The organism is Kitasatospora sp. NPDC001664 (assembly GCF_053596675.1).
The window spans coordinates 1-13,513 of sequence record NZ_JBSFGS010000023.1 but is presented as its reverse complement, the minus strand read 5'-3'; the positions used below and the strand labels follow the sequence as shown (position 1 = coordinate 13,513).

Genomic DNA, 13,513 nt, shown 5'->3' with positions numbered 1-13,513 from the left:
ATGGCCACCGACACCGTCGCTCCGCTCCGGGCCGCCGCGCGGGCCGAACTCCGGTCCGCGCTGCGGGGACTGGGTGACGGCGCGCTCGGCTGGCTGGAGCGGCACCTCGCCTGGTTCGATCCGTTCTCGCCCGAGGCCCGCGCCTCGGCACACGGAAGGTCGGCGCACGGCAGGGCCAAGGCGGCCCTGGAGCTGGCGCTGCTCCGGCACTGCTGGGCCCGGACGGCCGCCGAGGGCGACGGCCGACTGGGCCGGGTGACCGAGCACGTCCGCACCCTCTGGCGGCAGCCCGAGGTCCGCGGGCTGGTCACCGCCGTTCCGGCCCACGCGACCTACTACGGCCTGGTCCACGCCGCGCTGGACCCGGACGGTCCGCCGGCCGGAACGGTGCTGGACCGGGCCGCCGTTGACGGCCTGTCACCGTACGCCCGGCTGGAGCTGCGCTACTACGCCGACCAGGCGCGGGCCCGCCACACCATCGAGCCGTACGCCGCACTGGTCGAACGGATCGAGCTGGTCACGCTGCCCGCGGCCGTGCGGGAGCGGGCGGTGCCGGACGGCGAGCCGCCGGTCTCCGTCCCGGACGCGTACGGCATCACGCACTCCAGCTACTACCTGACCGACTTCGGCCGGACCGCCCCACCGCTCTCCGCCGAGCGGCTGGCGGACGCGCGGGACCTGGTCCGGACGGTGCTGGAGCACTGCGTGCGGCGGAGCTGGTGGGACCTGGCGGCCGAACTGATGATGGCCCAGGTCTGCCTGGGGGAGCGGCCGTTGGACACCCCGTGGGGCAGGGCCGCCCTCGACCTCCTGGTCCGGGCCCAGCGGCCGGACGGCGCGATCCCCGGACGCTCGGCCAACACCGCGGCGGCGCCGTCCGCCCCGGCGGACGAGTTCTTCGCGGCGGCGTACCACACCACCCTGGTCACCGCCCTGATGGTGCTGCTGGTCTCCTCGGCGGACGCCCCGGCGGTCGGTCCGGCGGTCGGTGCGGGAGCCGCCTCGTGAGCCGTCGCCGTCGATGGGTGCTGATCAGCCCCGAGTACACCCGGCTCTGGTTCGGCCAGGCGCTCTCCACCGTCGGGGACGCGGTGTTCTCCACCTCCCTGGTGCTCTGGGTGGCCACCGACCTGGCGGCGGGCCGCCCCTGGGCGCCGCAGGCGGTCAGCGGCGTGGTGCTGGCGACCAGCCTCTCCGTGCTGGTCGTCGGCCCGCTGGCGGGTGTCTTCGTCGACCGCTGGGATCGGCGGCGCACCATGCTCGGCACCGAGGTGCTGCGCGGCGGTCTGGCCGGCGTGCTCACCGCCGTCTCCTTCCTCCCGGCGGACGCCCTCCCGATCGGACTCTGGCTCGGCCTGATCTACCTGACGGTCGCGTCGCTCAACGCCGTCGGCCAGTTCTTCACCCCGGCCCGGATGTCCGTCATCGCCGACATGGTCACCGGGGAGGGCGACCGGGCCCGTGCGGCCGGAATCGCCCAGGCGACCGCCACCACCGCCTGGATCATCGGGCCGCCGCTGGCCGCGCCGCTGCTGTTCACCGTCGGCATCCAGTGGGCGCTGCTCTTCAACGCGCTGTCCTACGTGGTGTCCTGGTTCGCCGTCCGCTCGGTGCGCCCGGACCCCTCGACGGAACCCGCGCGGACCCGGCCGAAGGTCGAACGGCCGAGCCTTGTCCGGGACTTCGTGGACGGCCTGCAGTTCTACAGCGGCAACCGGTTCCTGGTCGCGCTGCTGCTGATGTCCGTGATCGGCCAGATCGGCGCGGGCGCGCTGAGCGCCCTGAACGTCTTCTTCGTCACCGACAACCTGCACGTCTCCGCCCAGCTGTACGGCTACCTCGGCACGGCGACCGGGATCGGCGGCATCCTCGGCGCGCTGGCCTCCGGCCGCGTGGTCGAGCGGATCGGGGCACGGCGCGCCGCCTGGGCCGCGCTGCTGGTGAGCGGCATCCTGCTGGTGGTGTACTCGCGGCAGAGCGCGTTCCTGCCCGCCATGGCCCTGCTCTTCGTTGTCGCGCTCCCGCTCACCGTGCTGAACAGCGCGCTCTCGCCGCTCCTGCTGGACGCCGCCCCGGCGGAGTTCCGGGCCCGGGTGATGGCGGTGTTCTACCCCGCCACGCGGCTCGCGTCGATGATCGGCGCGGTGCTCGCCGGCTGGATCGCCGGCACCGGACTGGACGGCTTCCGGGCCACGCTGCTCGGGATGCGGTTCGGGCCGATCGACACCGTCCTGGTGGCTGCCGGGATCGTGATCGTGCTCGCCGGGGTCTACGCCCGGAGCGCACTTCCCGTCCTGGACAGGGGAGATGGCGCCACGGCAGGTCCGAGCCCCGACCGGCCGCCCGAGGCCGCCGATGCCGTCGAGCCAACTGAGGCCGTCGAGGTCGCCGAGACCGCCGGGGTCGCCGAGACCGTCCAGGCCGTGGGTGCGGTCGAGGTCGGGGCGGAGGCCGAACCCCGGGCCGGGTCCGGGCGGAGGCCCGCTCCGGAGGGCAGGCCGTGACCTGCACCGGCTGCGGGTGGAGCGTCGCCGACGCGGACCGCTTCTGCGCCGGGTGCGGCCGGCCGCTGACCGCCGGCCCGCAGCGCGAGACGCGTCGCAAGGTCTCCGCGCTCTTCCTCGACGTGGTGGACTCCACCGTCATGGCCGAACGGCTCGACCCGGAGCCGCTGCGCCGGGTGATGGACCGTTGGTTCGCCGGCTGCGTCGACGCCGTCGCCGAACACGGCGGTGCGGTCGAGAAGTTCATCGGCGATGCCGTCCTCGCCGTCTTCGGTGCCACCGAGGCCCACGAGGACGACGCGCTGCGGGCGGTGCGGGCCGGGGTCGGGGCGCTGACCGCCCTGGCCGAACTCACCGCCGAGCTCCGCGCCGAGTACCAGGTGGCACCGGAGGCGCGGGCCGGAGTCTGCACCGGTGACGTCGTGGTGCTCACCCGGGCTGGTGAGGACTTCCGCGTCATCGGTGACGCGGTCAACACCGCCGCCCGTCTCCAGACCGCCGCCCGTCCCGGCGAGGTGCTGGTCTGCGCCGACACCGCCGTGATGGTGCGCGGGCAGGTCGGCCTCGCGCCGGTCGCACCGCTCAGCTTGAAGGGCAAGGCGCGGCCGGTCCCCGCCTGGCGGGTCGGCGGTCCCGGGCCGACTGCCGGACCGTCCGCGCCGAGCGTCCCCTTCATCGGGCGGGAGGGCGAACTCTCGGTGCTGGAAGACGGTCTGCGGACGGCCCGGCAGCGGCGCCGGGTGCAGCTCGTCACCGTGGTCGGGGCACCGGGCATCGGCAAGTCCCGGCTGGTGCGGGAGTTCCTGGCCGGGCTCCCGGCGGACGAGGTGGCGGTACTCACCGGCCGCTGCTCCGCCTACGGAAGGGGCATCACCTTCCGGCCGCTCGCCGAGATGGTCGGCGCACTGCCCGGTGGCCTGCCGGCGCTGGCGCGGGCCGGGGCGCCTGACGGTCCGTCGGAGGCGCGGCGCGCGGCGCAGGTGCTCGACCTGGTGGAGAAGGGCGGTTGCACCGGCCTGGTCGGTGTCGAGGACATCACCTGGGCGACCGGCCGGCTGCTCGAAGTGCTCGGCCGCAGCCGCGCGGTGGTGATGCTCTGGGACGACCTGCACCGGTCCGAGCCGAGCCTGCTGGACCTCATCGAGGAGCTGGCGGTCCGGCTGCGGGACACCCCGGTCCTGCTGCTCTGCCTGGCCCGCCCCTCACTGCTGGAGCGCCGGGCCGGCTGGGGCGGAGGCCGGGCGGACACCACCGTCCTCGAACTCGGTCCGATGACGGAGAGTCAGACCACCGAACTCCTCGGCCACCTGGCGCTCCGCGAGGAGGTCCAGGCGCACCAGCTGCCGGTGGACTCCGGCCGGGTCGCCACGCTGTGCGACGGCAACCCGCTCTTCGCCGAGCAGCTGATGGACGTGCTCGCCGAGGGCGCCCCGGGTGCCCGGGTCCCGGTCGGCATCCAGGCCCTGCTGGGCGCCCGGCTCGACCAACTGTCGGAGAACGAACGGCGGTCGGTGGAGCTGGCGGCGGTCATCGGCCGTGAGTTCGGCCGTGCTCCGCTGGTGCTGATGGCCGAGGCGGAGGCCCTCACGGCCCCCGCCCTGGACGAGGCGACCGCCCGGCTGGTCCGGCGGCGGATCCTGGAGCGGGGCCCGGGCGGCAGCCTGCGCTTCGCCCAGGAGCTGATGCGCGACACCGCCTACGAGTTCACCCCCAAGGCGCGCCGCGAGCGTCGGCACGAGCTGCTGGCCCAGTGGTTCGCCGAGCAGCCGGAACCGGACCCGCTGGTGGTCGCGCACCACGTCGAGGCCGCCCACCGGCTGCGCCGGCAACTGCGGCCGGGCGACACCGCTCTGCCGGTGCTGGCGAGCGCGGCGGCGGACACCCTGACCGGCCAGGGCAGGCACGCCCTGGCCCGCCGGGACCTGCCGGCCGCCGTCCAACTCCTCTCACGTGCCCGCGACTTGCTCTCCACCGGCGACCACCGCCACACCGCGCTCGCGCTACGCCTGTGCGATGCCGGGATCGCGCTCCGGGACGCGGAGCTGTGCAGCACGGCCCTGGCCCGCGCCGCGGCCGCCGGGCCGGACGACCCGGCGGCCGCGGCCGTCCTGGCGATCCAGCGCGGGATCGTCGAGCTCCGGCTCGGCCTCGCCCCGAGCTCTGCGGCGGAGCCGGCCCTCGACCCCGGGGACCACCTCGGCTGGTGCCGCCTGCACCAACTCCGCTGCCACCGGCACCTGCTGGCAGAGCGCACCGGCGCTGCCGAGGCCGAGCTGCGGCTCGCGCTGGAGCGCGCCCGGGCGATGGCGGACGACGACGAGGAGGACCGACTGCTGGGCGCCGTCGGCGAGTTGGCGCGGCGTTCGCCCACCGCGGTGGCGGCCGGGCTCGCCCTCTGCGCGGAGCTGGGCGAGCGGTTCGCGGACGGCTGGGCCCTGCTCGTCCCGGTCCTGCTGACCAGGGCCCACCTGACGGCACTAGGCGGGGACCTCGACGCCGCCCGCCGCATCCTGGGCGACCTGCTGATCTCGGCCCGCGAGAACCGCTCCGACCCGGGCGACGCGGCGGTGCTCGCGGCCGCCGGGTACGTCGAATCCCTGGCCGGGGCGCACCCGGTGGCCGAGGCCCGGTACCGGCAGAGCCTGGCCGCGCGGTACGCCGGTCCGCACGCCCCCGACGTCCGGGACGCCGAAGTGGCCCTCGCCCGGGCGCTGTTCGACCAGGGGCGGATCGCCGAGGCGGCGGCCTCCCTCCCGGAGGACGGAGCCGCCCCGCTCCGGGCCCTGATCGGCGCGGCCGCGCTGCGCGGCCGGATCGCCTCGGCGCTCGGCCGGCACGAGGAGGCGCTCGCCGCCGCCGACGCCGCGCGGGCCCTGGCCACCGGGGCGGACGACCCCTGCCTGGTCGGCGGAGTGCTCTTCGACCTGGCCGTCGTGCGGCGGGCGGCGGGCCAGGCGCAGCCCGCCCGGGACGCGGGTACGGCGGCCGTACGGGCCTTCGAGGCGAAGGGCGCCGTGCTGCCGGCCGACCGCGTCCGCGCGTGGCTGGGCGCCCTCGGAGGTCCGGATGTCTGAAGCCCTGCCGTCACCGCCTTGGCGCAGGCCGCCGCGCGACCAGTTCCCCGGCGTGCCCGCCTGGAGCATGCCCGTCACGACGGTGCCTCAGGAACCCTTCGACGTCAGCCCGTCGGGCCCCACCCCCGTCACCCGGGACTGGGCCTGGGGCGGCGCGGACGGCTCCGGCGTCCGGGTCTGCGTGCTCGACAGCGGAGTCGAGGCCGACCACCCTCTGATCGGCGGCCTCGACCGCGCCATGGACGTACGCCCGGACGGGTCGGGAGCGCTCACCGTCCACGCCGCCGACCCCGGCGAGCCCGGCGACACCGCCGGTCACGGCACCGCCTGCGCCAGCATCATCCGCGCCCTCGCCCCCGGCGCGGCGATCACCTCGGTCCGGGTCCTCGCCAACGGCCCGCACGGCGGGGGTGCGCACGGCAGCGGCGCGGCGCTGCTCACCGGTCTGAGCTGGGCCATCGACGAGGGCTACGACGTCATCAACACGAGCCTGTCGACCACCAAGCCCGAGTTCCGGGACGCGCTGCGCGACCTCGCGGACCGCGCCTACTTCCGACGCAGCGTCATCGTCGCGGCCGCCCACAACATGCCGGTGCGCAGCTACCCCTGGCTGTTCCCCTCGGTCATCTCGGTGGCGAGCCACGACGGTCCGGACCCGAGGTCGTTCTACTACAACCCCGCCCCGCCGGTGGAGTTCTACGCGAGGGGCGTCCGGGTCCCGGTGGCCGGGCTGGGCGGCGGGCGCCTGCTCTCCACCGGCAACAGCTTCGCCACCCCGCACATCGCCGGCATCTGTGCGCTCATCCTCGGCAAGCACCCCGCGCTGACGCCGTTCCAGCTCAAATCCGTGCTGTACCTGACCGCCGAGAACGTGACCGCCATGTCCGCCGACGCCGACACCGCCGCCCGCGCCGACGCTCGCGCGGCCGCCCACACCGATGCCGAAGGGGGCCACCGTGCCGACCGAACCGCCCCGGACCGCTGACCTCCCGCAGCGCCGACTCCTCCAGTCCATCGTCGAGGTGGCCCGCAGCGTCTTCGGCGCCGCCGCCACCTCCGTGATGCTGATCGACCCGGACAACGGCGACCTGGTCTTCGAAGCCGTCGCCGGCGAGGGCGAGCACCACCTCGTGGGCACCCGCCTCCCCGGCGGCACCGGCATCGCCGGCTGGGCCGTCCTCTCCGGCCAACCCGTCGTCGTCGACGAGGTCACCGAGAGCCCCCTGTTCGCCCGCGCAGCAGCCGAGTCGACCGGCTACGTCCCCCGCACCATCATGGCCGCCCCCCTGATCTGCGACGGCGACCGCGTCGGCGTCCTCTCCGTCCTGGACCGCGACACCCACCCCCGCTGCGACCTCGGCGACCTCGGCTCCCTCGGCCTCCTGGCGACCGAGATGGCGACCGTCCTCGAACTCCTCACCCACCTCCGCACCCGCGACACCTTCGACCACCCCCTCCTCCAGCGCCTCGCCGAGCGCCTCCCCACGGCCTCCGACCACGTGAGCGCGACGGTCACCAAGCTCCTCCTGATGGCCGACGACCTGCTGGCCGCCGACGACCGCCCCTGACCGGTCCGCTCCACCTGCCCGTCGTCAGGTGGAGTAGAGCGACGTGATGACCTCGCCGTATCCGAGACCCAGGTCGGCCAGCATCTCGGCGAGTCGGGGCGGGGCTCCGTTCGCGCGCGGGGCGGGCCGTCCGACCAGCCCGGGGACGGCGGAGAGGTCTCCGCCCGAGAACCGCGAAGCGGGAGTGGCCGGTCGGGCCACCCGGTAGGTCCGCCAGCTGGCGACCTGCTGGGTGAGCATGACCAGGTCGGGGCTCCGCCAGGCGATGAAGGTCCAGCGGGAGCCGTTGCGGGCCCGGACGAGCAGTGGCTCATCCGGGTCGGTGTGCTCGCCCAGCCGGGTGACGGCCCTCGCGGCGATCGGGGTGGCGTTGGAGAACGGGCCGGCGATCTCCCAGATCCGGTCGCGGAGTTCGACCTCCCAGCCGGAGGCCTCGAACTCCGCCCGGACCGCCGCGTGGGGATCGGTGTCCCGGGCGAGGGAGAGGAGACCCTCCAGGTCCCAGCGGTCGACCACCCGTGCGCGGGCGCGCTTCGAGGGCAGCAGCAGGTCCTCGGCCAGCTCGGGGTCGGCGTCCGCGACCAGCGTCCGCGCGTGCGTCCACGCGCGGGCCGCGGTGATGTCGCGGCCGCGGTCGCCGGTGAGGGTGGCGTCCTGGCAGATCAGCGCCATGAGGACCGCGGTCACGGCGCGGAGGCGCTCCTCGGCCTGTGCGGGTGGGGAGTCCGTCTCCTGACGGGCACTCAGGGCGACGAGCAGGTCGGTGAGCCGTTGGCGCCAGCTCTCGTCGTCATCGTCCCAGATGCCCGCGGCGAGCAGTTGGACGCAGAGGCTCGCCACGACGAGCCGGGCGGCGAGCGGCGCGGACGTGACGCCGTCCGACCCGTCCGAGGCACTGGAGACCGCGTCGATCCATCGTCCGGCCCAACGGCGGTAGCGTCCGCGGAGGTCGGTCGGGATGTCCGGTACGAGGTCGGGGTCCTCGGTTGTGGCGGACAGCGTGCCCTCGTCGGTCGTCCGATCGAGGTCGGCGTCCTCCTCGGTGTCCCCGGCCGCCGAGACGGTCCAGGAGAGTCGGCCGGGCGCGGCGGGGAGCCGGGTGAGCAGCGGGCCGTAGGCGAGTGACGTCGGCCAGTGGCCCAGCGCCTCCTGGCACTGGCTCTGGTAGCTCTCCCACTGGTCCGAGCTGCTTGTGGTGGCGACGTCCTGGCGGCTGACGGTCGCCGCGGCGGGAGAGCCGGCCGGCCTGCCGATCTGGCGGAGCCGGTTGAGGTCCTGCTCGAACCGGCGGGCGGCCAGCTCGTCCTCGAACAGGCTGCCGGCGGTGTACTCGTGGGTGACCCTCGGGCCGGACCGTGACTCGCTGGGCCGTGCGCAGCGCACCAGGTTGTTGGCGAAGACCGCGGCCGACTCGACGAGTTCGCCGTCCGAGCCGCGGTAGGAGGCCCGCACCGCCGCCCCGGGTGCCTCCGGGACGGCGAAGGAGAAACAGGTCTCCCCGGGCGGGACGTGGCCGACCGGCTGCCAGGAGGCCGGGGAGCCGTCGGGTGAGGTGCTGATCTCGACCGTGACGGCCTGTGGTTGACCGAGCGTCACGTGCAGCCCCGCGCCGTCCACCTTGGCACCGAGGAGCACCAGGGAGTGGCGGCGGGCGAGGACGGGGCGGATGGTGCCGCGGCCGCGGAGGGCGTCGACCGGAGCGGGCCTGCCCTCCTCGGGCAGGAGCGGGCCGGTGGCGGAGCTCAGGGTCGCGAGCTCGCAGTTCCCGCCCGCCGAGGTGGCGGTGGTCAGGGCGCTGCGGGTGAGATTGGGGCTGCCGGTCAGGGCGTGCCAGTGCGGTCCGGTGCGCCACTCGATCAACTTCCCGTGACGGAGCCTGGATTCCTCCAGGAGCCGTAGCTCGGCCTGCTGGCCGTCGAGGGCACGGTGGAGGGCGTCGCCGTCGTAACTGGACCAGCGTTGCTGGACGGCGACGGTGACCCGGGCGGGGGAGAAGTGATCGAGCAGGCGGCGGACGGCGGTGCCGGACGGGTCGAAGAACGGCGCGTACAGGTGGAGTTCGTCGACCGGCCCGGGCGGAAGCTGGTCGAGGATGGCCTGGTCCAGGTTGTGCAGGAGTCGGAGATCCGAGGCGGCGGCGGGCGTGAGGCCGGCCATCCGCTCGGCGGTCAGCCGGAGTTGGGCGGCCATGGTGCGATCGAGCCAGACGTGTCGGGGGAGCCCTTGCAGCCAGTCGGCCAGCTCCCCGAGGACGGGGTGCGCGGGGGTGTGTGCCGACTTCACGACCGTCCACAGCTCGTCGTTGGCTCCCCAGCCGGAGAGGGTCGGATTGCCGGAGCCCACGGCGATCCAGGTCTCCTCCTCCCCGCTCAGCAGCGCGAGCTTGGGGTGGAACGCGCCGCTGCAGGAGGCCAGGCCGTTGAGGTAGCTGCGGCCGGCCAGCCGTACGTCGACCGGGTCGTACAGGCCCTGCGCCGCGTCGCCGATGACGGTGATGCGGGCGTCGAGCGCGCGGGCACGCGGGACGGCGGTCTTCTCGAGGAACGGGAGGTCGACGGTGAAGCCGAGCAGGAGCAGCTCGTGCAGCTCGGCCTGGTCGATCCGCTCGCTCCACTCGCGCAGCAGCGACAGCGGCGAGGCGAAGGTCCATCGGGTGTCGGTGCTCACTGCCGGACCTCCAGAACGGTGCTGCCCTTCGGGGTGATGTGCCAACTGCCGTCCTCATCCCGCTCGAAGAGCCCCAGTTGGATGCCGAACGAGCCCAACTGCCGCAGACGGGTGCCGATTTCCGCGTCCCCTTCGTCGCCCGTCTTGTAGTAGCGCTCGTTGCGCTGGTGGAGGCGGGAGAAGGTCCGTACGGTCCCGGTGCTGCTGTCGATCTTCAGCTTGGACAGTGCCACCCGGCGGGACTGCGCCAGCATGTCGTCCGCCAGCTGGGCGGCGAGGTCGCGGACGGGGCGGTCCCAGTGGTCCTGCAGCCGGGCGAGCACCCAGGTCGGATCGAGGAACTCCCCACCGCGGCGGCGGTGCCCCAGGAAGATCGACCGCACCTCGTCCGACAACCGGCCCGGCTCGCCGCGTTGGGCACCCACCAGCAGCAGCTTCAGGTTGGTGACCGGATCGCGGGGGTCGGCGTCCTGCAGCAGCGCACGTTCGGCGGGGGCCGGGTGTCCGTGGGCGTCCCACGGGTCGGGCAGGTCCTGGACGAAGGCCCGTACGGAGCGGTCCTGGGGTACCTGGTCGGCCAGCCAGGCCCGCAGTTCCTCACGGGAGCGGTCCGCTTCGCCGTGCTCGCTGCCGATGCCGGAGACCAGCCCGGCCCAGAGCCGGCGCCAGGCGTTGACCGAGTAGTTCCGCAGCAGGACACCGCGCCACCCGGCCGCCTGCGGGACGGTGAGCAGGACCTGATCGTCCGTCAGCGCCGGACCGAAGGCGACCGCCGATCCGACCAGGTACTCGACGGACCAGGGCTCCGTCGGCCCGTGCAGGGCGATCGCGCGGGCGATGACCCGTAGCGAGGCCCGGCGGGTACGGTCGGCCGGCTCCCAGTCGTCCGGGTCGTGGGCACCGGACCGGGTCGCGGTCATCAAGTCGGTGAGCCAGCCGGTCTCGGGCTGTTCGGGATGCTGGAGTGCCGCCGGCCGGGCGGACTCCAGCTGGTCGGGGGTGATCGAGTCGTGCTCCGCCAAGTCCATTACCGGAGCGAACAGTTGCCGGACCACGGGAGGACACGGCCGGGCGCCGGGGCGGAGCGCGCCCTTCACCAGCCGGGCGGTGCCGAGCACCGCGCTCGGTCCTCCGTACTGTGCCCAGAAGCCCCACTCCCGCGGCGAGTAGGTCTTCTGCAGCTGCTTCTGGGCAGCGGCCCGGGCGAGTTCCAGGCCACCGTCGGAGCAGAACGAGCGGACCCGGTCGACGCCGTGGGCGGGGCCGGGCGGGGTCTCCGCCGGGGTGTCCAGCGACAGTGCGGCCAGGATCACCTCGGCACGTCGCACCAGACGCCGCGAGCCCTGGGAGTCGAGGTCGTGGTGTTCGGCGTGGGCGGCGAGCGCGGCGTAGAGGGCGTAGTAGCGCGTGTAGCGGGTGACGCTCGACAGGCCGGGTGCCAGACGCTCGACCGCCCGCATGACCGGCCCTTCGACCGACAGCGGCAGGCGGCCACCACTCGAGTCGAGCCCGTTGACCGCCCAGTCCGGACCGAGCACCTGAGTCATGGACCGTCCCTTCCGTAGACACCGTCACCCTAATGACCCGTCAGGTGGCACATCGTGGTGGGTGCTCCCCGCGCGTTCCCGGGCGAGGGCGGACGGACCTGTGGTGACGCGGGCCGCGCAAGCGTTCGCCCGGGCGGAGAGGCCCACCCGGGCACGCGAGCCCGGCGGCACCGAAACGCGAAAGTGCCGGTCGAGATCAATCTCGACCGGCACTTTCGCGAGCCCCGAGGGGCTACTGCTGGTGTCCGAGGGGGGACTTGAACCCCCACGCCCGATAAAGGGCACTAGCACCTCAAGCTAGCGCGTCTGCCATTCCGCCACCCGGACTAGGTGTCTGTCTCGGCGGTGTGTTCCCCGCTCCGACACAGAGAACATTACCAGGCTCCGAGGGTGGTTCTCGACCACGTTTGCGCCGGTCACAGGGTGCGCGGGGGTATATGGGGGCACATCATCACAGAACGGACAGGTTGGCGGCTGGAGGTGGCTGTGGTGGGTGCGGTCGGCGGGCGGAACGAGGGCCGGGGCGGGGACGGGGAGGCGGCGGAGCGGGGGTTGGCGCGGGGGTTCGGGGCGTTGGTGGTGCTGGGGGTGGTGCTGATCGGGGCGGCGGTGTTCGGGCTGCTCTACACGGCGTTCGCGACGCTGACGGGCGTGCTGCTGTTCGGGTGGCTGCTGCTGATCGGCGGGGCGGCCGGGCTCGCGCACGCGGTGTTGGCGCGGAACGCGAACTACTTCTGGCTGGGGGCCTCGGTCGCGGCGCTGAACATCGCGGCGGGCGCGGTGATGATCGTCCGGCCGGACGCGGCGGCGGAGGGGCTGACGCTGTTCGCGGCGCTGCTGTTCCTGAGCGCGGGGACCTTCCGGCTGGTCGGTGGGCTGGCGGTGCGGGGGCCGCAGTTCGGGTGGACGCTGCTGCTCGGGGTGCTGGACGTGATCATCGGCCTGCTGGCGCTGGCGCAGTGGCCGAGCGATTCGCTGTACACGCTGGGCCTGCTGTTCTCGCTCTCGCTGCTCTTCGACGGCCTGGGGCTGGTGAGCATCGGGGTGGGGGCCCGCCGCGTGATCGGGATGCTGGGGGACGCACGGCGGGAGGTGCAGCCCGAGCCGCTGCCCGAGGCGGAGGCTGAGACATCGGCGGAGACTGAGGCGGCGGTGGATGTGGAGAAGCCGTCCAGTCCGTGAATGTTCCGTCGGCTGCCGGGCGGATTCGGAGCGGGAAGCGTCAGGAGGGGAGGAGAAACGGTCGGGACACGCCACGGCACGTCAAGTTGTAGTCGCTGAGCCGGTGCTGACTGCCGTTCTCCTAGCCTCGGTGGTCCAGTGCGAAGGGCGGCTAGACGTGGAGCAGACCAGAAGACCGGCCGAGCCCGTGACGAGGACGAGACCGGTGGCGCCGGTCGGGGCGGTGCGCGTGGCGCACGGCACGCACGGCCGGCGCGAGGAGGGCGGCCCCGGTGAGGGGGTCTGGCGGTTCTCGGCGGTGGCGCACGAGGCCTCGGTGCCGCAGACCAGGCACGCGGTGCGGGACCGGCTGTTGGCGCAGGGGATGGCGGGTGAGGCGTACCAGGAGCTGATCGACGACGTGCTGCTGATCGTCTCGGAGCTGGTGGGCAACGCGGTCACGCACGCCGCGGTGCTCTCGCCCCACCTGACCACCGAGCTGGCGATCGAGGGCGGCTGGGTGCGGGTCTCGGTGGAGGACGGGCACCCGTACCGGCCGAAGGCCCTGGAGAGCGACATCGGGCAGCTGGGCGGGCGCGGGCTGCTGCTGGTGAAGAGCGTGACCCTGCAGGCGGGCGGGGTCTGCGACGTGGAGCGGACGGGGGAGGGCGGCAAGGTGATCTGGGCCTCGCTGCCGCTGCCGGAGGTGTTCGCGGAGCCGGACGAGGCGGCCGGGCTGCCCGAGGCCGTGCTGCCGGGTGTGCTGCGGCCGGGCGTCGGGCACCAGGCGGTGCGCCCGGCCGCCGCCGTGCCGGGCCCGGTGCGGCCCGAGGTCTGACAGGGCCCGAGGTCTGACCGCCCAGGGACAGCGCGAGCGGCGGAAGGGCGCCGGACGAGCACGAGGGGGCGCCGGGCCGGGGGGGGGGGGGGGCCCGCCCCCCCCCCCCCCGGGGGGGGGGGGGGGGGCGGGGGCAGCGGGGGCCCCGCCGCAC

The 13,513-nt window shown here is 74.4% G+C and carries 8 protein-coding genes, 1 tRNA gene and 1 pseudogene; 7 read left to right on the top strand and 3 right to left on the bottom strand.

Going from position 1 to position 13,513, the window contains the following annotated elements; genetic code table 11:
• The 5 genes from ACWCYY_RS28335 to ACWCYY_RS28315 all read left to right on the top strand — a co-directional run bounded on the left by ACWCYY_RS28335 (position 1) and on the right by ACWCYY_RS28315 (position 7,146).
• Positions 1-1,008 (top strand): DUF6895 family protein, encoded by a 1,008-nt coding sequence (locus tag ACWCYY_RS28335; RefSeq protein ID WP_380150110.1) that lies wholly within the window; start codon positions 1-3, stop codon positions 1,006-1,008.
• Positions 1,005-2,504, top strand: a complete 1,500-nt coding sequence (locus ACWCYY_RS28330; protein ID WP_449797633.1) for an MFS transporter — start codon at positions 1,005-1,007, stop codon at positions 2,502-2,504. The genes ACWCYY_RS28335 and ACWCYY_RS28330 overlap by 4 nt, the downstream gene beginning before the upstream one ends.
• On the top strand, positions 2,501-5,578 hold the full coding sequence (locus ACWCYY_RS28325; RefSeq protein WP_449797632.1) for an AAA family ATPase: 3,078 nt from the start codon (positions 2,501-2,503) through the stop codon (positions 5,576-5,578). Before ACWCYY_RS28330 ends, ACWCYY_RS28325 begins: the two co-directional genes overlap by 4 nt.
• Positions 5,579-5,660: 82 nt before the next feature.
• Complete coding sequence (locus ACWCYY_RS28320; RefSeq protein ID WP_345280809.1) at positions 5,661-6,563, top strand: S8 family serine peptidase; 903 nt, start codon at positions 5,661-5,663, stop codon at positions 6,561-6,563.
• Positions 6,535-7,146, top strand: a complete 612-nt coding sequence (locus ACWCYY_RS28315; RefSeq protein ID WP_345280807.1) for a GAF domain-containing protein — start codon at positions 6,535-6,537, stop codon at positions 7,144-7,146. Before ACWCYY_RS28320 ends, ACWCYY_RS28315 begins: the two co-directional genes overlap by 29 nt.
• Before the next feature lie 24 nt (positions 7,147-7,170).
• Here ACWCYY_RS28315 and ACWCYY_RS28310 read toward each other — a convergent pair whose 3' ends face one another.
• From ACWCYY_RS28310 to ACWCYY_RS28300, 3 genes are all read right to left on the bottom strand, one after another.
• Positions 7,171-9,813, bottom strand: a complete 2,643-nt coding sequence (locus tag ACWCYY_RS28310; protein ID WP_449797631.1) for a hypothetical protein — start codon at positions 9,811-9,813, stop codon at positions 7,171-7,173.
• The gene (locus ACWCYY_RS28305) at positions 9,810-11,360 is read right to left on the bottom strand and encodes a hypothetical protein (RefSeq protein WP_345280803.1); all 1,551 of its coding nucleotides are present in this window, start codon (positions 11,358-11,360) and stop codon (positions 9,810-9,812) included. The genes ACWCYY_RS28310 and ACWCYY_RS28305 overlap by 4 nt, the downstream gene beginning before the upstream one ends.
• A 239-nt stretch (positions 11,361-11,599) precedes the next feature.
• A tRNA-Leu gene (locus ACWCYY_RS28300) sits at positions 11,600-11,687 on the bottom strand.
• 162 nt (positions 11,688-11,849) lie between these two features.
• Between ACWCYY_RS28300 and ACWCYY_RS28295 the strand changes: the two genes are divergently transcribed.
• A complete protein-coding gene (locus ACWCYY_RS28295; protein WP_345280801.1) occupies positions 11,850-12,542 on the top strand; it encodes an HdeD family acid-resistance protein in 693 nt (230 codons plus the stop codon).
• A gap of 229 nt (positions 12,543-12,771) precedes the next feature.
• Positions 12,772-13,221, top strand: a pseudogene (locus ACWCYY_RS28290) (ATP-binding protein); the annotation flags it as partial.
• Positions 13,222-13,513: the final 292 nt, after the last annotated feature.